Below are 20,881 nucleotides of genomic sequence, written 5' to 3'. Positions count from 1 at the left end.
CGCTTTCGCATTCCGACTTTCGTTCGGACTAGGTGTCGAGCCGCCGCAGCGTATGGCCGGAGTCCGCAAGGCAGCTTCGCGCGGCTTGCTCCATTGCCTTGTGGTCACCTCATGGATAGGGCCGGGCTAGACGTTGACCGCCTCTCCATCGAAGGGCACCCGGATAGACGATCTTTAAGGTGTCGTCGTCGGCGTTTTTGCCCAGCCCGATCGTGTGCCTGCCGACCTCGAAAACAGAGATCCCCGCCAGTATCACTATGGCTGCCCCGGCTGAAAGAATCGGTCCGTATGGTCAGGCCCAGGCTTCGGGGCCGGGGCCGTCCCCGATAACACCAATCGTTGCGGACGATCGCCCCTGCCTTGAACCGCGCAGCTGCGATGTCTGCTTTTCAATATTATCGCCGGGAAGCTAACCGACCGAAATCCACCCCTAGCAGCCCTTCGGCTCGCGACCCAACCCAATCGTTCGAAGTGCCATCAAGGCTTCTCCGAAGCGGTCGTTCGCCGGGCCCCTGTCGACTTTGGATCGGGATGGCAAGCGGTCCCCCGCCCGGCGGCATCAGAGATCCTGAACGGAGGCTGGCGTCTGCATGAACTCGATCGTCGCGCCGTCAGGGCCAACAGCGTAGATCACCCGCGTTCCAGCCCGCGCACCGCTCGCGATCGTCTGCGGAATGCCTTGCGCCTTCCAGCCGTAGGCGGCGATCCGCACCAGAAGCGCGTCGATGTCATCGACCACAAGAGCCAGATGCGCGAAGCCCGGGTCGAAAGGCTTGGCTGGCACACTTGGTCGGTCCGGACCTTGATACTCCAAAAGCTCGATCGTCTGATCCGCTAGCGCAACGATCGCCATGCGCACCTTCGCTCCGTGCGCTCCCGTCACCTGACCAAGGAATTCGCCCCCCATCTCGCCCGTCCGCACAAGCTGCGCGCCGAGCCCATCGACCCAGAAACGAAGGGCCTCGTCGAGAAAGGCGACCGCGAAGCCAACATGATCAGCGCGACGCACGTGGATGCTCGTGTGTTCCGTCATGCGGGACGTCCTGCCGGCAAAGGGGGGCCCAACCGTCTGCAACGGGTCGTGGCCGGTCCCCGGCTATGTCCGCTTCGATGCATTTGCCATTTGGACGCGGATTGGCAGCACCCCACCCGTTCCGGTCGTAGTTTCGGGCTCATTGATCTGCCGGTAAGAGGACGCTCCCCGCTTCGGCAAAGGGTCGTTTGCAGTCACAGGGGAGCGCGCCTTACTGCGCCGCTCGCCAGCGAGTCCAGTTTCGGTGGGTCTTCCCCCTTTGCGAGACGGCGCTCAACGCTTCCGTCTGCGCCTATGCGCTGTCCGCCCCGGACCTGCTGAGCATCCCGGACCTGACCGCAGATCCGCGCACACAGGACAACCCGTTGGTAACCGGTGAGCCGTTCATCCGCTTCTATACCGGAGCGCCGATACACCACCCGAACGGCCAAGTGCTGGGCAGCCTGTGCGTGATCGACCATGAGCCCCGGCCCGGGGGGCTGACCGCTAGGCAGGCGGACGGGCTGCGACGCCTGGCCCGGCAGGTCACGACGGTATTGCGCGAGCGCCAGCTCAACATGGAGATGCGGGCTACCCGCGAAGCGCTGCGGACGTCACAGGAACGGCTGAGCTTTGCGTTCGCCGCATCTGGCAGCCTGGGTTGGTGGGATTGGGACATCCCGGCCAACCGGATTTACGCCGGGGAGCAATTCGCGAAGATGTACGGCGTAGACCCGGTGGAGGCCGCCAAGGGTGCGCCGCTCGCCGCCTTCGTCAACGGCATCCACCCGGACGATCGGGAATGGGTCGGCGATCGCATCCAGCAAGCCCTCGATACCGGAGGTGAGTTCAGCGAGGACTACCGCCTGCTTCGCCCGGACGGGACGCTGATTTGGGTCCACGCACGGGGCCGGTGCTTCCTTGATGCCGATGGAAAACCGCTGCGCTATCCCGGTGTCGCCATCGATATCACCGCCCGCAAGCAAGTCGATGCCGCCCGCGCCATGGGTGAGGCAAGGCTGAAGTCGATCATGGAAACCGTGCCGGTCGGTATCATGTTTGCTGAAGCGCCCTCCGGTCGCATTCTGATGGGCAATCAGCGCCTCGCCGAAATTCTCGGCCACGACACGCTCTATGCCTCCTCCAGCGACGCCTATGGCGCGTTTGTCGCCTTCCATGAGGATGGTCGCCAGGTTGACGGACACGAGTACCCACTTGCGCGGATCACCGGCGGAGAATGCAAGCGAGCCGCCATGGAAGCGCTATACCAAAGGCCCGATGGCTCGCGGTGCTGGATCATGATTTCCGGCGAGGCGATTGACGACGAAGCGGGCGCGACGATCGGCGCGGTGGTCGCCGTCAGTGACATCACCGACCGGAAGGCGGCCGAAGCGTCACAGGACTTGCTCAACCGCGAGCTGAGCCACCGGCTCAAAAACACCCTCGCCATGGTGCAGTCGATCGCCACGCAGACGCTGCGTAACGCATCGAGCCTGTCGGCAGCACAAGAAGCCCTTGCGGCCCGCCTGATCGTGCTTGGCAAAGCCCATGACGTGTTGCTGCTCGGACACTCTGAAAGCGCTAACGTGCGGGACCTCGTGATAGGCGCACTCGCTTTGCACGAGGATACCGCGACGCGCTTCCATGTGTCTGGGCCGACTTTGTTTATCGGGCCGAGCGCGGCGCTGATGCTTGGGCTGGTTCTGCACGAGCTGGCGACCAACGCGACCAAGTATGGGGCGCTCTCTAACGCCACGGGTGAGGTCGATGTCCGGTGGGGTCTTGTCGGTGAGGGCGAGGCCACTGAGTTTCGGATAGATTGGCAGGAACGGGCCGGGCCGCCGGTTGTGCCGCCAAAGCGTAAGGGGTTTGGCTCTCGCCTCATCGAACGCGGCATGGGCGGCAGCCATGTCGTCATCAGCTACCCGACTGAGGGCGTCAGCTGCACGCTGCGTGTGCCACTGACAGGTCTACAACTACGGGGCTGAGAAGCGAGCGCTTGGTGCCTTCTCTGCGCCAGGTATGGGCGGCGGCAGCCGATCGGTGCGAAATTCAAGAACTTCGCACCGCTTTCATCTCGCTGATCTGCCAAGCGATGCGATGCAGACCTATGAGACGCTCATCGAACGTCTGCTTTTGGAATTCCCCGATGGCGGTCGAAGTGGCTGGCATGGGTCGTCAGCGGACAGGGTCGGCCTGGAAAGGCTCCGCTCCGGAGGGTTCCCCTTTCGGCCGGTGGCAGGCGCACGCCGCGGCTTTCTCGTCGTCGCGGCCCCACATCGGCGCTTCGCAAGTGAGGAGCTGTGTTAGCAGATGCGCCAGCGGCGCCGCTTGATAAGGCTTCTGAAGCACCGGGGCTGACCGATACGCTTCTTCCAATCCCTGCGTGCCGTAGCCGGTCGCGAACAGGAACGGCGTGCAGCGCTCTAACAGCAGGTCGGCTACCGGATAGCTGCGGGCGTCGCCCAGGTTGACGTCCAGCACGGCCAAGTCGAACTTCCCGGTGCGGACATGATCCACGGCCTTGTCGAGGCGCATGGCCACCACGACCTCACAGCCAAGGTCGAGCAGCATGTCCTCCGCGAGCATGGCCACGAGGCTCTCGTCCTCGACCAGCAGAACGCGGCGCCCTTCCAGCAAACTCATCGGGCAGGGTGCCCTTCCAGTGTCTCCTGGCCGACCCAGCCGAGCTGGGTCAATGGGATCTCCAGCCGGCAGACGACACCGCTCGGCGCGTATGTGATAGCCGCGTTGCCGTCGAACTCCATCGGAAGCTGCCGCTCGATAAGCCGGGAGCCGAAGCCTCTGCGTGTTGGCGGAGTGACCGGCGGGCCGCCGCGCTCTTCCCATGCGAGATCAAGCTGCTCGCGGCCATCGTCCAAGGCCTGCAGGGACCACGTCACCGCGACCCGCCCCTCAGGGACCGACAGAGCCCCGTATTTGGCGGCGTTGGTCATCAGCTCGTGCAGCGCCATGGCCAGAGTTACAGCGACCTTGGGGTGCAGGCGTGCATCCGGTCCGTTTAGCACGAAGCGGTTAACGTCGACCTCTGCCAGAAGGTGCGGTGCAAGCGCGCGCTCAACCACGCTGCGCAAGCTGGCACTCTCCCAGTTGTCCTCGACGAGCACGTTATGGGCGGTCGACAGCGCAGCCATGCGGGCGTCGAACACAGCCCGCGCGGCTTGGTCGGTCTGGCCGCGGAACGTCTGCGCGGCGATCGATTGGACCGTGGCCAGGGTGTTTTTCACCCGGTGATTCAGCTCGTTGATCAGCAGGCGTTGGCGCTCGGCCGCGGCCTTTTCCTCGCTGATGTCGCGGACCTCGATGATCGTGCCGATGATGTTGGCCGCGTCGTCCCGGATCGGGCTGGCCGTGAAGCCGACCGGATAAAAATGCCCGTCCTTGTGGACGAAAACCTCCTCGCCACGCTCCTGGTTGTTCTCCGGGAAGGCGCGATCGATCGCGCATTCCGCCAGCGGGAACGGCCGGCCGTCCGGGTAGGTGTGGTGCACGATGTCGTGCAGCGGGCAGTCGCGCTCCAGAACCTCGTCAAGCGTCCAGCCGGTCAGCTGCTCGGCGGCGCGGTTCATGTAGATGCAGTGCTGCCGGTCATCCATCAGGAAGATAGAGACCGAGGCGTTGTTAAGCACGGCATTGAGGCGCCGCTCGGTCTCGAATAGTTGGCCGGCGCCGGGCCTGAGACTCACGAGAGGTGTATTGGCGGCGGGAACAGATTGCAGCGGCTGCCGAGTATGCGGCACTGATACGACCCTTCACAGCGAGGTTGTCAAAAAGGACGGGGCCCAACGAACCGTCGGGATCGTGCATCTCGCATGCCGCGTTGCGGCAGGCGCCACAAGGCCGAGCCTGCCAATGCGCTGACGGGAGGGTTGTTCCATACCCCAAACACAGTGGCTTTACGCGAGGCTTGGATGTTGGCAGTCGGTCGTCTATGTGCCGGCCCGACCCGGCCTCCAGACCGTCATTGCGTGTAATGATTTCCAAAACCCAACGATTGAGTCTTCGTGTCGCCATCATCGCCGCGGAGGCCCGGGCGGGGGCTCACACCGCCCTGCTGATGGATAGGATCCTACACGGACAGGATACTGACGAAACCGAGCAGGTCCTGTGTCGCGAAATGGACGTCCTGGCGGCGTTGCGTGCCCACGCAAAAGCGCGGAACAAGGATGAGCCATCGCCGTAAGAGGTTCATTCCTACGGCTACTGATCTGTACCTTCCCTCCAGCAGACCCGACCGCATTGCAGCGGGTCCGCTATGGGCACTTAGTTGGGATTGTCGCGGCGTCTGGTTTGGGTCGGATGCGGAACGTCCGCCCCTAGGCGAGTAGCTGACTTCCGCTCCCCACCCTAAGCAGCACTTCCGATACCGACCCAAACCAGTCGAAATGAACGGTATTTGGGGCCCTCAATAGCGGCCGTTCGTGGTCGCTCGAATGGGTTGGCTACGATGCTACCTGTCGCTGATTTCAAGCCAAGGCTGACAGGGTAGGCCAATGAACTCGCAAGATGGTCTTCCCGCTCGCCGCGGGGATCCGCGAGGTGTCGTGCTCTACCACTTTACCGCCAAGCCTTTGGTAAAACCGCAGCCCTGCTTGATTGGCCTCAAACACCCATAGGTACAGTCCATTATCCGTGCCCTGAGAGGCAAGATTTTGCGCCATGGAGCGGAGCAGGCGTTCCCCAATCTTTTGGCCTCGCATTTCTGGGGCAACGTGCAGATTATCTACCCAGCTACCCCAACGCGGATCGTGATCGCGAAAGGCTGCGATGAAACCAATCAGTTGATGGGCTGAGCCTCGGGCGGTCTGTACGATCAAAGACGGTGCTGGATCGGCGAGTCTGTCGGACCAAAGTGTGAGACGATCAGCTTCGATTGGCCCAGCAAGAAAATTCGGATCTAGTATGGAGCGATAGGCGTCCTGCCAACTCTTTGCATGAAGCGAGGCAATGGCGGCTGCATCCGCTCTATCCGCCGATTGGAAGGTGGCGCTGATCATCGATAGGGTTTGCGCTGAAGGGCAGGGAGACAGAGACAATCCTGCCGTAGGCCGCGTGAGGACGCCATAGCCATGTCCGCTTCGGTGCATCCGCCGCCTCAAGGCAGACAGGCAGGAACCCACCCAACCCAGCCATTCAGATAGCCGCGGCGTCTTCCCGTAAGCGGTCACCCATCGGCCGTCCGACAGCTTCAGCTTGGTGCATGAAGCGGCATTATAGCAGCCGCCACAGTGTCTCCCGGGTGGCTGGATCAAAGGTCCGGGCTTGGTGATCTATTACCCCCCGTAGCCCCTGCCCGATGCGCTCCAACGGCATCGTTTGGAAGCCATAGCGCCGGAACCACGGTCCATTCCAGACCGGCTCCCTGAACGTCGTCAGCGTCACTGCCGGTGCGTTCAGGCTCGCAGCATGCGAGCGGACCTCATCGAGCAGCGCCTTCCCAATCCCCCGCCCAGACGAGCCAGGTTCAACCGAGATGTTGTCGAGATAGAGCGGGCCATCGAGCGTTCGCATGGCGGCAAAGCCCACGATCTCTTTCCTCGCATCGTCAATGGCGGCCGCTACTCGACAAGCTTCGAACCGGTTTGGGGATAGTGGCGGTGCGTCTGCGATGTGAGCGAGCCCGGGAAGTGCCCTGTATCGTTCTCGCGCCTGCGCTGAGATGACCCTCAGCCGTTCGAGATCATCGGCGTCTGCAATGCGGATATGGAAACCCACGGCCCACCCATCGTTCTGAACCGCCCCAGTCTACAGCCCGCTCCCGACCCACGCCGGGCGACGGGAGCGACGCCAGGATTTATCAAAAGCGGTCAAACGGCGTTTACAAGGTGCTTGGCAGGCATTCTGCTTGACGTTGGATGCGGTGGGCGACAGGGTGTCAGGACATGATCGGGAACTGGACCTTCTGCAACCGACGCCGACGCCGCTGCACTTTTGCGGCGGCTTCTCGGCTGCGTGCTGACCAGTTTCCTTCCGCGGAATGACGGCCTCTCCGTAGGCCTCTCCCGCCGGAACCGTCCCGGCACACGATCCCGAACCCCCGCAGCCCCCCGGCTCCGGGGGTTTTCTTTTGGCCCAGACCCCTGCTCCCAACCCTTTGGAGGACACCATCATGAGTATCCGCGTCGGCATCGTCGGGATCAGTGGCTTCGGCGGCGGCGAGGCTATGCGCCTGATCGCGAGCCATCCGTCGTTCGAACTCGTCTACGCCGCAGGCGAGGCCAGCGCGGGCAGCCGCCTAGTGGAACGGTTTCCCGGTGTGCCGGGCAAGCTCGCTGATCTCGTGATCGCGAGGTGGGATCCCGCGACGCTGCCGAAGCTCGACGTGCTGTTCGCCTCGCTTCCCACGGGTGCCTCGGCCGAGGCGCTGGCGCGCGTGCCGGAGGACGTGAAGGTCGTCGATATTGGTGGCGATCATCGCTTCGTCGATGGGTGGGTGTACGGCCTCGCCGACGTCTGGCCGGACCAGATCAGGGATCAGCGCCGTATCGCCAACCCCGGCTGCTTTCCCGCCGCTACGCTGACCGCGCTCGCACCGTTGCTGGCCGAGGGGCTGATCGAACCCGGCAACATCGTGATTGATGCCAAGACCGGCATCTCTGGAGCCGGTCGCGGCGGCGACAGCAAGTTCGGCTACGCCGAGAGCAACGAGAACCTCTTGCCCTACGGTCTACTCCGGCACGTCCACATGCCCGAGATGTCCGAGGCAATCGAACGGCTGAGTGGCGGCAATGCGTCAGGTCTCGTGTTCACGCCGCACTTGGTGCCGATGACCCGCGGCGTCCTCGCCACCATCTACTGTCGCGGTCGCACCACCACGGACGCGTGCCTGGACGCGGCACGTCGGTTCTACGCTGGGCGGGCATTCGTTCGCGTGACCGACAGGCCACCACAGACCAAGTGGGCTACGGGTTCGAACCTTGCGTTCGTCAGCTATGCGGCCGACCCCGAGCGCGACCTCGTGATCGCGATGGGGGCCGTCGACAACCTCGGCAAGGGCGCGGCCGGTCAGGCGGTGCAGAACGCGAACCTCGTCTGTGGTCTGGCAGAGACCACGGGGCTCGACGGCACACCGGTTTGGCCATGATGAAGGCAAGCCTAGGCAGTTCTTCGATCCACTCGGCAAGCCTGTGATGTGAGTAAGGGTTAGGACGGCATGTCGGCTTCGGCCCATGTGCCGCCCAGAAGCGGACCGGCCGTTTCCCACCCACAGCGGTCACCCAAGCATCCTGTGACAATTCAGGCGTAGGCGACCGGCAGCTCGCTCACCTGCGTCGTGTAGCGCGGCGTGCGCATCTCGAACTTGGTGTTCCATTCGCGCCGGCTCATCAGCCCGGCTCGCGCCGGCACGACGGCGCCGCGGCCCCAGCGCGCGTTGCACGCGTCCATCGCCGCCATGAGCGGGCCCGACCGCTCACGGTCCAGGGCGCCGATCAGCGCCCGCGGGCTGTGCGACAGCGGCACGAGGTCGTTCGTGACGAGCCCGGCCTTGGTGTACAGCCACGGCCGTTCGCCCGGCTCGCGCCAGGTCTTCGCCACCCCGTGCCGCGCGGCCTTGATCAGCGTCAGCGTGTCCGAACTGTGCTCTGGCAGGCGTACGGTGGCGAAGGCCGAGAACCTAGCTAGGCGGATGCCGGGCGCGGCGGCGCTGAAGGTGTTGGCCGACGACGAGACCGGCGAGCTGGAGGGCGTCACGATCCTCGGCCAGTGGGGCGAGGTGCCGGACGACTTCGCCGAGAGCCTGCAGGGCGGCTGACAGTCGGCGCAACGACGAGAGCAGGCCACCCGACGTCGGCGCGGTCAGCGTCTCCCGGCTCGGGTCACGAGTTTCGAGAAGGCGAGCGCGGCTGCGGATGCCTGGGCCTCGGACGGGAAGGTCTGGTCCGATTCCCTCACCGTCATGTGCGAAGTGTCGAGCAGGACCCAGGTCCAGAGGTAGAGGCCGGTGGATCGTTTCTTGAAGTGCACGCTGGGCTCGGTATGCGACCAGACATGCCCGCATCATGCGCAGCAAAAAGGCTTGACGCGCTAATGGCTTCGCCGGCGCAAAAACCTGTATCGGCTAATCTCGAGGTTGCCCCCGACATCGTCGCAGATCACACGGTGTTGCGGCTGGATGAGAGCGTGCGGGCAAACGCAAGCAGTTTCTGACGGTCCGCGGGAACGTCTAGCCCGCGCCAAATACGCAGTAACTCACAGGTCTCACGGGCTTCGATCTCCAGGAGCCCACCGTGCTGAATTGCCTCCAGCGGCACGCCAACTGCGGATGCGATGCGATGAAGAAGCTCTCTGCTTCGAGCATCGCTCGAAGACATGCTGCCTGCATCACTCATGAACACCAACGACGAAGACTGCGACACGGACGCGCCGACCGACGCGGGGACCAAGCTAGGCACTCCGTACTCTGTCTGACATTCAACCTAAGTGCGATAAAATGCCACGCATAAATTCCTTAGAAACTGAAGCTGCCAGCACCAGGATACTTCGGCTGATTGAGGATACGTGATGGTGCCACGGGACGACTTCGAGGCGATGGCGGAGGCCTGCATCTCCATCCACGAGGAAATCCTACGCCACGGCTCACCAGAAATGCAGACCGCGTCACGCATGCTGCTCTACGCCTTAGCCGCGGAGATCAACCGTCGCGAACAGCTTGTGGTCGTGGCGAACGATGACGTGGATTAGCGCCGCTTGGCTGCGAACTCCCAGACCGGCGCCCCCCAGGTCTGCCCGGGCTTCGTCCGGTAGCCGAAGAAGCGGCTGTACATAGCGCTTACTCGTCGTCCCACTTCATGGCATCCAGCCTTATGGATGCGGCCTCCATTCCAGTCCCGTCCACGTCGATCACGAGTGCGATCTCGGCCTCACGCTGGGCGATCTCCGCCTCTGCAAGCCGCTTGGCCGCAGATCGATCTTCAAGGCCATCGGCCTCGCCGATGACAGCGCCGTCTCTGCGAAATTCGACACGGTAGGTCATAGCTTCGTATGCCATGCGCTGCCGACGGGCTCAAAGCGCTCGATCTGGTCGCGCCAGGAGGCTACGGCGGGCGGGAAGTCTGACATTCCGCTGCGTTAGGACAAATTAGTTGCCGAAGTGGAAAGCCGCGGGTTTAGATATGTCTTCTGTATCGTCTGGCAAGCCCGAGTTTCTTTATAAATTCCGTGCGCTCGACAACGCATCTGCATATTATACCTTGGACATACTTCGTAAAAATTCGCTGTGGCTTTCTAAGCCTCTCAACTTCAATGACCCGTTCGATTGCGTTCCTGTTGTTTCCACGTCAGCTACCGACGACAAATTTCGAGACTACGTGAATGGCCTTTTCAAAAAATTCAATCCGGCAATGAGTAGGAACGAACGTCGCGTAATGATTTCTGAAATAATGAATGATCCCAATCGAAGACACGATAGTTATTTCATTCAGAGTGCCATGAAAAATCGGTCGATGAGGCGGTAAATTCTGCTGGCGTCCTTTCGTTAACATCACGATTTGATCACGTGCTCATGTGGTCGCATTACGCGTCTTCGCACTCTGGCATCTGCTTGAAATTTAGGCTTCGACCTGAGTCATGGATAACAAGTGCTCGAAAGGTTTTGTACTCTGCGGATCGTCCTACAATGAATATTATAAGTGACCCATCTGAGGAAATACAACGTAAATCTATTTTATTTAAAGCTGATTTCTGGGCATACGAAGATGAGTGGCGCGTCATAAACCCGGCTTTGGGAGCGGGGTCGCATGATTTCGACCCGAACGATCTAGTCGATATCATTTTTGGTAAAAATATAAGCGCTGATCACAAATCTGAAATTATAAAATTGGCGAGCAAATACGGAAAAAATTTCGAACTAATACAGGCCAGCATCGACGATGTTCATTACCGTCTAAATTTTGATCCGATCTAGAAGCAAATCGCGGCTTGGGGCTACTGCGATGCGATCGAAGCCTGACTGAGGGCACGAAAAGACCACCGCGATCGGAGCCGGGCGGTTTGAGGTGATCGCGCTGGGGGAATGTCGAGGCCTCGCCTATGCGGGGATGGCGGGCGGTTTCGGTCCCCGATCCAGCTCACCGCCCCGCCAGACCGATCTTCGCCAGCACGATCCCCCCGAACGCCAGCAGCGCCGCCGAGGCCAGCCCCCAGCCGATCTTGCGCAGATCCCGCACCTGCCCGGCGATTTCGGCCAGACCCTTGGCGGCCTCGGCCTTCGCCCCGTCCACCGCCTTGTCGATCCGCCGCTCGATCTCGTCGCGCGCCACGAAGTGCTCGATGTCCCGCCGGTAGGCCACGCCCTCCAGCTTCTCGTCCATGCGGTCGAGCTTGCCCCCGAGCGCATCCATCTGCCGGCCGGTGGCCTCGACGCGCTCGATCAGGCGCCCGATCCATTCGGGCAGATGGTCGGCCATGGGTCCGGTCCTTCGCTCGCCGCGGCCCGGCCGCGCCGTCCGGGCCCGGGGCGGGGTCTCGTCCGTCATCGGGGCGCGCCCGGGGCCGCGAGGCTCAGCCCTTCGGCCCGACCACCTGCGGCACGATCTTGTCGACCGAGCGGGCCAGCATGTAGGCGCCGATCCCGACGGTCAGCAGCGACCACAGCTCCGCCGGCACGCCCTTGAGCGCCGCCACCACCTCGACCTGCAGCCCGAGCATCGGCGCCACTACGCCCACCCAGGTGATCATCGCCAGCGCCCAGAGCACGGTGATCGGCCGGGCGTTGCGGGCGAGCGGGCTCTCGGACCCCGCATCCGCCTTCATCACCTCGGCCATGGCCCGGCCGAGATCGTCCTGCTGGTCGATCAGCGCCCGCTGCAGCTCCAGCTGGACCTGGAGGCGCTGCCCCTCGTCGGGGAGCACCTTCTGGAGGATCGGACCGACGGCGCCGAGCAAGGCCGGGAGAATGGCTAGCCCGTCTTATTCACCGGGGCTTGGCTGACGCCGTGTTTTGGGCTGATGGCGCGCGGGATCGCGCGTCCACTGTGACGCGTATGGATTCGGAACGTTGCGTCGGTGCTTGAGGGATAGGAGCGGGTTCGTCGGGGCGTCTCGGCCCCGCCGTTCAAGCGGGGGCTGGGACGAGCGCGGTCGCAAGGTGGCGTAGCAGGTCGGCTTCCGGACACGCCGCGGCGAAGGCGAGGCGGACGCGGGCAGCGGTCTCGCGGATCCGAGCGCCGAGCTTGAGCAGCCGGAGGCGGATCGTCGCGAACTCGGCCCTGGCGAGGCGATGGGCCGCCGGGATGGCGTCTCGCACGGTGAGCATCAGCCAGTAGGCCGCGGTGTGCAGGACGAGTCGCATCTGGTTGGCGGCCGGGTGCCGGCAGGAGGTGCGGTCGGAAGCGAGCTGGCCCTTGTGCAGCTTGATCAGGTTCTCGGCCTGGCCGCGGGCGCAGTAGAGTTCGGCGTAGAGCCATTCCGGCGTACCGGTGGCGATGTTCGTGACCACGAAGCGGATGTCGAGGCCGAGGCGGGTCGCCTCGATGCGGGCGGCGACGCGGCGCTGCTGCCGCCAGGACTTGGCGGCGTGGGTGGTCTCGGCAAAGCCGCGCACCGCATCCTTGTCGCCGAGGGCCCGCACCACCCGGATGTGGTCGGCGGTCGGCTCGACCTTGGCCGCGAGCGCCTTTGTGCCGGTCAAGCCGAAGACGTAGCTGACGCTGTTGTCCTCGCACCAGTCCATCGCTTCGGGCCGCCCGTAGTGGCCGTCGCCGCGGATGGTAATCGCGGTCGTCGGCCAGTGACGGCGGATCGCCCGGACGAGCCGGCGCAGATGGCCCCGGACCTCGCGACCCGAGGGTGTCTTACCCGACCGCAGGATCATCGCGACGGGACGGCTGGTGGCGGTATCGTAGACGTGGATCGGCAGAAAGCAGCGCGCGTCGTGGTGGGCGTTGAACAGCGACAGCTGCTGCTGGCCGTGCACCACGTCGCAGGTGTCGTCGATGTCCAGGGTGACCGCGGCGGGCGGTACGACGTAGCTGGCGCAGTACACGTCGACCAGCACTCGCCCGAGCCGGATCAGGTCGCGCAGGCCGGGGGTGTTCTCCATCCGCGAGACGGTGGGCTGGCTCATCAGGTCCGCGCCGCTCTCGGGCAGGCGTCCGCAGGCGAGCTTGAAGGCGGGGTCGGCGCGCAGATGGTCGAGGTCGTCGGCATCCTCATACCCGCAGGCAATCGCCAGGATGCGGGCCAGCAGGATCTCGGGCAGCGGGTGCACGACCCGGCTCGGATCGCGTCGATCCGTGATCACGGTCGCGAGCTTCTCGGCAATGCCCAATCGCTGGGCGGCCTGGGCGAGCAACAGGACGCCGCCGTCCGAGGTCAGGCGCCCGCCGTCGAAGGCAGCTGTGAGCTTCTTGCCTCGCACGGATGGAAACGCGAACGGCAGACACGTAGGATCGGACATGGCGGGCGTGGCAGGCTCGGTGCGCGTTGAAGGCTTGGCGTCAGCACCCAATCCCTAAGCTACATCAATGCCTTACGCTACGCTCGCCACCCCAGATCCACCGTCGTGATGAATAAGACGGGCTAGAAATCCCATGGTCAGGCACCCGTCTGCATGTTGTGGCGGATGGCGTCGCGCAGGCGCAACCACCAGGATTCCGACGCCGCTTCCGCCGCGCCAGTCACTGGCGCGAGCGGGTCAGGACGCGTCGGCGCGGCGGGCGCCGATCCCCCTGTCGCGCGCACCGGTGCTGGATCGCCCCGGCGGGCGTAGACGAGGCCGTAGGCGGACAGCGCCGCCTGGTCCCGCTCGCCCTGCCGGCGCGCGCGGATCGCGGCTGGCCGGTCCCACAGCAGGAAGGCGTCCGCCGCCTGCTGCAGGTCGCCGGCATTGGCCAGGCGCACGACGCCGGACTGCGCGAAGTTCGGCTGGCCAATGTTGAAGCACAGCGAGCAGCAGGCGTCGAAAAACGGCTGCGGCACCGGCTTGGCCAGCGCAGCGCGCACAGCCGCGACGTAGGGCGTGAGATCGGCGGCGAAGAGCGCGTCAGCCTCGGCCTGGGTGAGGGTCATCCCCTCGGTCACGACGGGCGGGCCCGCGGTACTCGTGTGACCCCGACCGATCGTCCAGACGCCGACGCTGTCGCGGTAGGCGCGCAACCGGCAGCCTTCGCGCGCCGCCAGGGCCGCGCGCCCGAGGGGAGAGAGATCCATGAGAGACTCCTGTCCAGGCGTAGCCGCGCTCATCGCCTTGGTTCGGGCTTCAGCGTCGGATGAGAACCGCTGCCCTACTGGCGCCTGGACGCCATCACGGCAGCTGTCGTGCGCCGAAGAAGGAATCGGCCGCCGCCACGTAGCCGTCGGCGCCGGTGAACCGGACGAAGACCTCGACGATGTCCTTCGCCGCCAGTTTCAGGACCGACGCGAGGTTGACCGCGCTGACGCCGTCGACCAGCGCGCCGGTCTCTGCGGCTCGCCCGCGGCCGGCCGCCGCACCGTTCCGGTAGAGTTGCACCTCCAGCGCCGTCGGGGCGCTCGAGCCGTTGCGCTTGTAGGTCAGCGCGACGTCGAAGCCGTGCAGGCCGGCCTCGAGGGCGACGAAGCGGTTCTTCGCCGCGTCGAACGCGCCCTGGTCGTTGCTCTCCGTGATGTTGAACTGGACCTTCGTCCAGGCATTCGCGGGGATGTAGTTGTCGAAGTTCGTGGACGCGGCGGCCTTGGCGAAGTTGGTGATCCGACGCCAGGCGGCGCCGTCGTGCCATCGGAGCGCCGTGAGGGTGCTATCCGCGTAGATCTGGCCCTGCGCGCCGCCCGCGGGTTCCGCAGAGAGTGGCTGCAGCTCCAAGGCGCCGCTGCCGCGGACTTTCATCACCGACCGGCGGGTGGTCGTGCCCGGCGCAGTGGTCTGGACATCCAGGCAGGTGCCCTGCGCCGCCGCCGTGAGATCCTCCTCCGCAACACCGAGCAGCGCGACGGCGTCGGCCGTGTAGGCGCCTCCCGTGTGGTAGCCGGCTCCGAACAGGCCGAGGAGTGTGTCGGTCGCCTTGAGCGGCAGCGGCGCGCCCGGCGCGCCCCGCGCGGCCCGGGCGCGGCAGTTGGCGACGGGCCCGTGATTACCGGCGGCATCGCCCCCGTAGGCGTCGAGTTGCACGGCGGGCTTCGCGCCGAGACCCTGGACGTGCACCGGCGCGCCCGGATCGGTCACCCCCGACAGGCCGAGATAGCCCGTCGAGGCCGCGACCGTCATGGCCGTCCGGAAGGCCGCGCCGTCCGGGCTCGTCTTCACGGTCAGGTCGTCGCTGCCGAGCGTGCCGAACAGGACCCGGCTCGCGTAGCCGGTCTGGAGCACGAGGCCGGCGTCGTTGGTCGCGGCCTTCTTGTTGAGGGTCAGCCGCATGTTGCCGGCCCCCGGGGTGACCTCGTCCCACGAGAGCAGCACCGCCTCGGACTTCACCGCCAGGCGGTTGGTGGTGTCGGCGGCGGTGTTGACGCCCAGGGCCGGCACGCCGCCCTTCAGGTCGCCCGCGGAGACGGCTGGGTGACCGCCGGGCGTGACGCCGTCGTGGACGACGAGGCGCCAGTTCGTGGTGTCGACGACGAACTCACCCGGCCTGCCGACGAAGGTCGCGAGGAACGACCACGCGTCTCGCAGCCACTGCGTGCGCACGCTCATGACGAGGCGAGCCCCAGATCGAGGAAGTTCGGGTAGGGGTCGGAGGCGAAGCCGAAATCGTCGCTCCGGGTGGCGGCCTGCGAGGCGAACCCCAGATCCGGGCCGCTGCCGACCGCCAGGGTCTCGGCGACCGGACCGAACCGGCCCGAGCCGATCGGCGTCACCGTGTAGGGCGTGCAGGTCGCGAGGTCCTGAGCCGCGCCGCCGAAGATGTTGAACGCTTGCAGCTTCACGGTGAGCGGCGTGCCGATGTAGGCCGCCGGCACGCTGTAGCGGAACACCGCCTCATCGAGACGGGTGAAGGGCGCCCCGGCCGGGTGCGCGCCGGCCGGCGAGCCGGAGAGCCCGCGCTCGAGATAGGTCAGGGCGTAGACGTGCGGCGCGGTGAGCGTCGCGTTGGCGAAGGACATAAGTTCCTGGCCGACCAGGGCGAGGGTGACGCCGTCCCGCGCGTCGGCCTCATCGGCGGAGGCGAGCGTGCCGCCGGATCGGCCAAGATCGACCACGAGCGTGTTGGCGCGGTCGGGGTTGAGCCCGGCCGGCGCGGCCAGATCCACGGCGAGCACGCCCTGGCGCGCCGGGCCCGTGATCGTGCCGATCTCGACGAAGCTGGCGCCATCGCGCGAGACCCAGACGTTGGCCCCGCCCCAGTACGGGTCGGCGTTGACGCCCGAGGCCGCGATCCAGACCTGCGGCACGCCGGCCGTCAGCGCGGCGGGCGGCTCGAAGATCAGTGGATCGTTGACCGGCGCGGGCGCCCGGTCGCGGTCGACCGCCGATCCAGTCGCGCCGACCGCCGGGTAGGGCGCCGCGGTCGCGGTCCCGCGCGGGAACTCCTCGGCCGTGATGGTCAGGAGCCCGTCCTCGTCCTCCTCGATCGCCGTGATGCGCACCGGCGTTCGGGCGAGCCCGAGCCCCGGATCGGTCAGGGTCACGACGTCCATCGGCTCGAGGAGGCAGAACTCCCAGGACAGGCGGAACGTGTAGGTATTGCGGATGTACAGGGCCCGCTGCAGGGCGAGCTGCGCCACGAGCCGCCCGATGGAGAGCGCGCAGATCTCGCGGGCGGTGATGGTCCCCCCGACCTTCAGGCCGTAGCGCTCGATCGCGCCCTGGTCGCGCGCCTCGACCGTCGTCGCGGTGTAGCCGTGGCTCCGGTCGGAGCACTCGACGCGCTGGACGTTGGGCAGGCCGTAGGGATCGCTGCGCGCGACCCGCACCGGATCGTCGCCCTCGGCGGCCAGGACGTCGTCGTCAGTGAGGTCGTAGACCGGCGCGACGTCGGGCACGTAGGTGACGCTGGCGCCCGAGTGGGTCACCCCGGTCACGACCTGGTCGCCGTAGGGGACGATCCTGAGCCGCGCGCCCGACCACACCGCCGCGCTGTTTGTCAGCCGCAGCCAGCGCGCCAGGATCGCGTTGGCGGTCTCGGCGTCGGTGAGCGCCGGGCTCAGCCCGAGGCCGAGGGCGGCGCAGTAGGTCTGGTAGGACGCGTCCCCCGAGGCGCCGAACAGGGCCGCGCCGCTGAGGGCCGAGGCCGGCAGGCCGACGCCGTACTGCGCGTTGGTCAGGAAGTCCGAGATCAGCTCGGCCGGGTCCGCGTCCTGCCCGAGCGGCCCCGCAGTGCCGGCCAGCCGCCCGACGACCTCGAAGGCGATCGACGAGATGGTCGCGCTGGAGCCCAGGTCGAAGTAGGGCGAGGCGAGGTAGGCAGTGCCGTTGTAGGGCAGCGCGGCGGCCGGGTAGCGGGCCAGCGCCGGACCCCAGGGCCGCTGCGGTGTGTCGCCGGGGATGAGGCTGAGGAAGTTGGTCGGGAACGGCGTGACCGACTGGCCGCTGAACACCTCGCCGATGCCCTGGACCGGCCCCTCGGCCAGGCCGAACATGATCCAGGTCGAGTAGGTGTATCCGGTGACGCCGTGGCGGCCGCCGCCCTTGCCGCCCGCCTTCTTGCCGCGCTGCGCGTGGGTCTGGAAGCCGTCGGACCAGATGACGTTCGGGGCGATGCGGTTGGTTCCGTAGACGATCGGTATCGGCAGCGCGCTCGAGGCGGTCTGGACCTGCAGGCCGGTGTAGTCCGGCCGGACGGTGCGCTTCTTCCCGCCGAACAGGCTCATGGCGGTCTCAGATTTGGTCGGCCTCGGCGGTCGCGCGTGCGGCCCAGAGGCTGAAGAAGCGCGGGTGCCGGCCCGGCTCGGCCAGGACGGGATTGCGGGCGATCGGCTCCTCGATCACGGCCTGGGCCGGCGAGAAGGCGTGCACCAGCGTCAGCGGTTCAATCGCCGTGACGATGCCGCCGTGGGCGTAGGCGCGGCCGTAACGGAACACCACGACGTCGCCGGGCTCAGGTCGGGCGACTTCGGCGGCACGATCGAACACGAAGCCGAGGTAGCGCTCGTCGTCGCGGTGGAGGTGCCAGTCCTGCGGGTAGGGGCGCGGGTCGAACGCCGGCACGAGGCCGGCATCGACGAACACGCGCACGAGGAGCATGCCGCAATCGACCCCGACGCCGCGCAGGTCGGCGCCGGGATGGTACGGCGTGCCGATCCAGCTCCGGACCACGCTTACGAGGATCCGGCGCCCTTCGACCTCAGCGTGCATGGTAGTCCCCCGACGCGCTCCACCCAATGGAACGTCACCGCCCGCCGACCCTCCTCGACGGGAAATCAGAGACGGCTGAACGGTTTAGATCTAATGCTTAATAACGAGCCCGATCGCCTGCGCCGAGTTGGCAACTGGGCCTTGGCCTTTGATCCGCAAGCGGACGTTCTATTTTCGACCCGTGCCAGCCGTGTAGACGGCTGCCGTCTACATTTGTGTCGCACCCAAAAAATCAATCTAAAGTATGGTGCAAATGCTTCTTGGCCATCAATGGACCGCGCGCCGCGTTTCCGAGGGGGTACAACCATATTGCTTGCGATAACGTTTTCCGAAATCGCTCATATGAACGAAGCCCCATTTTCGAGCTATCTCGTTAATCGAAAGAGATATTTCCTTGCGGGATAATAGGTCTTCGTGCGCCCGAGCCAATCTCCGGCTGATTATGTATTGGAGTGGCGTCACACCAAGTTCGGATTTGAATTTGCTTTGGAGCGACCGAACGCCAGTGTTGGCCGCGGCCGCAACATCGGCCAGGGTCATGGGGCGAAATAGATGGCCCTCGATGTAATCGATCGCGCGCCGAAGCTGTTGTGATGCGAAATCTACCGGGATGGTAGGCGTCGATCTGGAACATTTTGGCCAAGCAGAGAGAATTTGGTAGCCCATCATCTCCTGTAATAAGGGGAACATCAGATCTGATTGTTTGTCAGGATCCCCGATCCGGCTGTGGATAAGGCGAACAGTACAGAAAAGCCCCCACATTCCCGGCATCGTCATATCGGCAACCCGTTCCAGCGTGGGGAGACCGAGATGCTCGCCACCGGAGAGGGCCTTTTGAGCAGACGCAAGAGTTGCGGCCGCTATCGTCGCGCTCAACGTGCTGACCGTACCGAGGGCCTGGACTTCACGAAGACTTTCGAAGTCTGCCAAGACAGCAATCATCTTCGACGCGATCGTCTCATAATTTTGATATCGGTATAAGATCTGACCGCATCTGACAAATCGAAAGGTCAAAAGTTCGGCTGTGAATTTTGGCTTCGTGAGAAACCCACTTGACGAATTGGTTTCCCAGAAACTTAAAGTCTCGCTTTGGCTGCCACATATTGCAATATTCGGACTATCGGATAGATTTATGTCTATATATACGGCAATCGCACCTATATCATTAAATGAGTCCAGTTCGCGTTTGGATCTTATGCTAGCCGAAAATTGTGCTTGAGGGCGCCAGATTTGGGGGTCGCGCCGCAACTGATCGAAATCCATGCCAACAGCTAAACTTCGGTAGCGGCCCAAGACCGTGGTTCGAGAGGATGATGCGTCGCATGTGTAAATATTTCTCCGCGATCAAGCCCCCAGATTGTCGCAGGCACATCTAAAGTCGGCAGAAGTATAATTATCGCGAAATACCTATAATGATTGCGAAAATCAGCGCGTTATCACTTTTATAACCTGCTAGATGATACGCGGAGATCGAGGATTATGGTAATTAGATCTAGATCCGGCATCACTGTATTGTGAAAGCAGGTTATGAATTCGGGAGATTTCGAAATGGGCCGAGCCTGCGCGCGACCGGGATCGCGGCCAGCGTCTATGGTGGAGCTCACCGCCGCTCTGGCCGCCGCCTACGTTTCGCGAAACGCCGTCGCTTCGGAAGACTTGCCGACGGCAATCAGGTGCATCCATGCAGCGTTGCTGGCCGTGCAGAATGGCGGGGCATCCGGCCCGACGCGCGTCCTTCCGACCAGATCAGAGATTGCGGCATCGATCAGGTACGATCAGCTCGTCAGCTTCATCGACGGCAAGCCGTACAAGACGCTGAAGCGTCATCTGACCGCCCACGGGATGACACCGAGCGAGTATCGGAGTCGGTACGGCCTACCGGATGACTATCCCATGGTGTCGCCCGGCTATGCCGCAGTTCGTGCGCGTATTGCCAATCAACTCTATCACGGGTTCGAGGCGGCCTGAGCGATGCCCCTTCGCAATATCGTCGTTCTGACCGACCGGCCGGACCGCGGCCGGGCCCTTGCCGAAGCCGCGCGACCGGTCGCCAATTGCCGAATGGCCGGGCCCACGGACGACTGGATCGGACTCGATCATGTCCGCGGCGTGATCGCAGATCTATCTCTGGAGGGGACCGAAGCTCAGCGTTGCCTCGGCGTTCTATCACGGCGGCTGGACGGCCGTCCCTTGCCGATGGCCTACGTCATGCGGACGATGCGTGACGGCGAGCTCAAGCAAGCCGAGAAGCTCGGCGCAACCGCATGCTTTCCGCCCCATGCTCTGCCTCGGACCATCGTGACGGGCTTGTTCCGTCAGATCGCACCGGAGAAGACCATGACGGAACTGCTGGTCGAGCACAGCTTCGACCGGGCCGAGTTGCTGTTCACCGATATGTTCCGGGCGGGCCGGCGCGGCCGCATCGATCTCGCTGCAGCCGATGATGAGATCGACCCCATTCTCCACGCTATGGAGGATGGGGGCCTTTGGCGATGGCTCGACCTCGTTCAGGCCCACGATGACATGACCGTTCGCCACTGCCTGCTGGTGGCAGGGCTCGCGGCGCATTTCATGCTCCACCTCAGACCCCGTTTCATAACGGGCTGAACAGCTTAGCGGTTGGGTGAGCGGCGGGCATC

General features: G+C 64.6%; 22 protein-coding genes and 1 pseudogene. 7 read left to right on the top strand and 16 right to left on the bottom strand.

Going from position 1 to position 20,881, the window contains the following annotated elements; genetic code table 11:
* Positions 1 to 559: 559 nt before the first annotated feature.
* Positions 560 to 1,033 (bottom strand): VOC family protein, encoded by a 474-nt coding sequence (locus PQI07_RS04520; protein WP_274926144.1) that lies wholly within the window; start codon positions 1,031 to 1,033, stop codon positions 560 to 562.
* Positions 1,034 to 1,221: 188 nt separating this feature from the next.
* Here PQI07_RS04520 and PQI07_RS04515 point away from each other — a divergent pair, with 188 nt between their 5' ends.
* Entirely contained in the window at positions 1,222 to 3,000 is a 1,779-nt protein-coding gene (locus PQI07_RS04515; protein WP_274926143.1) for a PAS domain S-box protein, read from the top strand.
* Between the two features lie 190 nt (positions 3,001 to 3,190).
* Here the strand turns inward: PQI07_RS04515 and PQI07_RS04510 are convergent, their stop codons facing one another.
* The 4 genes from PQI07_RS04510 to PQI07_RS04495 form a co-directional block, all read right to left on the bottom strand.
* Positions 3,191 to 3,658 carry a response regulator gene (locus PQI07_RS04510; RefSeq protein WP_274926142.1) on the bottom strand — a complete coding sequence of 156 codons (468 nt, stop codon included), beginning with the start codon at positions 3,656 to 3,658 and terminating at the stop codon, positions 3,191 to 3,193.
* Positions 3,655 to 4,773, bottom strand: a complete 1,119-nt coding sequence (locus PQI07_RS04505; RefSeq protein WP_274926141.1) for a sensor histidine kinase — start codon at positions 4,771 to 4,773, stop codon at positions 3,655 to 3,657. The genes PQI07_RS04510 and PQI07_RS04505 overlap by 4 nt, the downstream gene beginning before the upstream one ends.
* A 726-nt stretch (positions 4,774 to 5,499) precedes the next feature.
* The gene (locus PQI07_RS04500; protein WP_075382276.1) at positions 5,500 to 6,030 is read right to left on the bottom strand and encodes a GNAT family N-acetyltransferase; all 531 of its coding nucleotides are present in this window, start codon (positions 6,028 to 6,030) and stop codon (positions 5,500 to 5,502) included.
* A gap of 214 nt (positions 6,031 to 6,244) precedes the next feature.
* Positions 6,245 to 6,748, bottom strand: coding sequence for a GNAT family N-acetyltransferase (locus PQI07_RS04495; RefSeq protein ID WP_274926140.1), 504 nt, complete (start codon positions 6,746 to 6,748; stop codon positions 6,245 to 6,247).
* A 394-nt stretch (positions 6,749 to 7,142) separates the two neighbouring features.
* On the opposite strand from PQI07_RS04495, the gene argC reads away from it, so the two are divergent.
* Positions 7,143 to 8,117 (top strand): N-acetyl-gamma-glutamyl-phosphate reductase, encoded by a 975-nt coding sequence (argC, locus tag PQI07_RS04490; protein WP_274926139.1) that lies wholly within the window; start codon positions 7,143 to 7,145, stop codon positions 8,115 to 8,117.
* A gap of 152 nt (positions 8,118 to 8,269) precedes the next feature.
* On the opposite strand, the pseudogene PQI07_RS04485 reads toward argC, so the two are convergent.
* Positions 8,270 to 8,644, bottom strand: a pseudogene (locus tag PQI07_RS04485) (DUF4113 domain-containing protein); the annotation flags it as partial.
* On the opposite strand from PQI07_RS04485, the gene PQI07_RS04480 reads away from it, so the two are divergent.
* Positions 8,631 to 8,786 carry a hypothetical protein gene (locus tag PQI07_RS04480; protein ID WP_274927769.1) on the top strand — a complete coding sequence of 52 codons (156 nt, stop codon included), beginning with the start codon at positions 8,631 to 8,633 and terminating at the stop codon, positions 8,784 to 8,786. The pseudogene PQI07_RS04485 and the gene PQI07_RS04480 sit on opposite strands and share 14 nt — an antisense overlap.
* 44 nt (positions 8,787 to 8,830) lie before the next feature.
* Here PQI07_RS04480 and PQI07_RS04475 read toward each other — a convergent pair whose 3' ends face one another.
* Positions 8,831 to 8,998 (bottom strand): hypothetical protein, encoded by a 168-nt coding sequence (locus PQI07_RS04475; RefSeq protein ID WP_274927768.1) that lies wholly within the window; start codon positions 8,996 to 8,998, stop codon positions 8,831 to 8,833.
* 537 nt (positions 8,999 to 9,535) lie between these two features.
* Here PQI07_RS04475 and PQI07_RS04470 point away from each other — a divergent pair.
* Positions 9,536 to 9,715 (top strand): hypothetical protein, encoded by a 180-nt coding sequence (locus PQI07_RS04470; protein ID WP_274926138.1) that lies wholly within the window; start codon positions 9,536 to 9,538, stop codon positions 9,713 to 9,715.
* A gap of 88 nt (positions 9,716 to 9,803) precedes the next feature.
* On the opposite strand, the gene PQI07_RS04465 is transcribed toward PQI07_RS04470, so the two are convergent.
* Positions 9,804 to 10,007 carry a hypothetical protein gene (locus PQI07_RS04465; protein WP_274926137.1) on the bottom strand — a complete coding sequence of 68 codons (204 nt, stop codon included), beginning with the start codon at positions 10,005 to 10,007 and terminating at the stop codon, positions 9,804 to 9,806.
* A 528-nt stretch (positions 10,008 to 10,535) separates the two neighbouring features.
* Between PQI07_RS04465 and PQI07_RS04460 the strand changes: the two genes are divergently transcribed.
* Positions 10,536 to 10,937 carry a DUF2971 domain-containing protein gene (locus PQI07_RS04460; RefSeq protein ID WP_274926136.1) on the top strand — a complete coding sequence of 134 codons (402 nt, stop codon included), beginning with the start codon at positions 10,536 to 10,538 and terminating at the stop codon, positions 10,935 to 10,937.
* A 163-nt stretch (positions 10,938 to 11,100) separates the two neighbouring features.
* Here the strand turns inward: PQI07_RS04460 and PQI07_RS04455 are convergent, their stop codons facing one another.
* The 8 genes from PQI07_RS04455 to PQI07_RS04420 all read right to left on the bottom strand — a co-directional run bounded on the left by PQI07_RS04455 (position 11,101) and on the right by PQI07_RS04420 (position 19,184).
* A complete protein-coding gene (locus PQI07_RS04455; RefSeq protein WP_274926135.1) occupies positions 11,101 to 11,439 on the bottom strand; it encodes a hypothetical protein in 339 nt (112 codons plus the stop codon).
* A 94-nt stretch (positions 11,440 to 11,533) separates the two neighbouring features.
* A complete protein-coding gene (locus PQI07_RS04450) occupies positions 11,534 to 11,917 on the bottom strand; it encodes a 3TM-type holin (RefSeq protein ID WP_274926134.1) in 384 nt (127 codons plus the stop codon).
* A 169-nt stretch (positions 11,918 to 12,086) separates the two neighbouring features.
* A complete protein-coding gene (locus PQI07_RS04445) occupies positions 12,087 to 13,430 on the bottom strand; it encodes an IS1380 family transposase (RefSeq protein WP_274926133.1) in 1,344 nt (447 codons plus the stop codon).
* Positions 13,431 to 13,567: 137 nt separating this feature from the next.
* Positions 13,568 to 14,182, bottom strand: a complete 615-nt coding sequence (locus PQI07_RS04440; RefSeq protein ID WP_274926132.1) for a lysozyme — start codon at positions 14,180 to 14,182, stop codon at positions 13,568 to 13,570.
* Between the two features lie 94 nt (positions 14,183 to 14,276).
* Positions 14,277 to 15,641 carry a hyaluronate lyase N-terminal domain-containing protein gene (locus PQI07_RS04435; RefSeq protein WP_274926131.1) on the bottom strand — a complete coding sequence of 455 codons (1,365 nt, stop codon included), beginning with the start codon at positions 15,639 to 15,641 and terminating at the stop codon, positions 14,277 to 14,279.
* Positions 15,638 to 17,758 carry a phage tail protein gene (locus PQI07_RS04430; protein ID WP_274926130.1) on the bottom strand — a complete coding sequence of 707 codons (2,121 nt, stop codon included), beginning with the start codon at positions 17,756 to 17,758 and terminating at the stop codon, positions 15,638 to 15,640. The genes PQI07_RS04435 and PQI07_RS04430 overlap by 4 nt, the downstream gene beginning before the upstream one ends.
* A gap of 7 nt (positions 17,759 to 17,765) precedes the next feature.
* A complete protein-coding gene (locus PQI07_RS04425; RefSeq protein ID WP_274926129.1) occupies positions 17,766 to 18,242 on the bottom strand; it encodes a C40 family peptidase in 477 nt (158 codons plus the stop codon).
* A 267-nt stretch (positions 18,243 to 18,509) separates the two neighbouring features.
* On the bottom strand, positions 18,510 to 19,184 hold the full coding sequence (locus PQI07_RS04420; protein WP_274926128.1) for an AraC family transcriptional regulator: 675 nt from the start codon (positions 19,182 to 19,184) through the stop codon (positions 18,510 to 18,512).
* 648 nt (positions 19,185 to 19,832) lie between these two features.
* On the opposite strand from PQI07_RS04420, the gene PQI07_RS04415 reads away from it, so the two are divergent.
* Both PQI07_RS04415 and PQI07_RS04410 read left to right on the top strand, forming a co-directional pair.
* The gene (locus PQI07_RS04415; protein ID WP_274926127.1) at positions 19,833 to 20,210 is read left to right on the top strand and encodes a Ros/MucR family transcriptional regulator; all 378 of its coding nucleotides are present in this window, start codon (positions 19,833 to 19,835) and stop codon (positions 20,208 to 20,210) included.
* 93 nt (positions 20,211 to 20,303) lie between these two features.
* On the top strand, positions 20,304 to 20,849 hold the full coding sequence (locus PQI07_RS04410) for a hypothetical protein (protein WP_274926126.1): 546 nt from the start codon (positions 20,304 to 20,306) through the stop codon (positions 20,847 to 20,849).
* Positions 20,850 to 20,881: the final 32 nt, after the last annotated feature.

It is taken from the genome of Methylobacterium sp. 092160098-2 (genome assembly GCF_028920805.1).
Classification (GTDB): domain Bacteria; phylum Pseudomonadota; class Alphaproteobacteria; order Rhizobiales; family Beijerinckiaceae; genus Methylobacterium; species Methylobacterium fujisawaense.
Note: the sequence above shows the minus strand (reverse complement) of the source record. Positions and strands in the feature narration are given on the sequence as shown.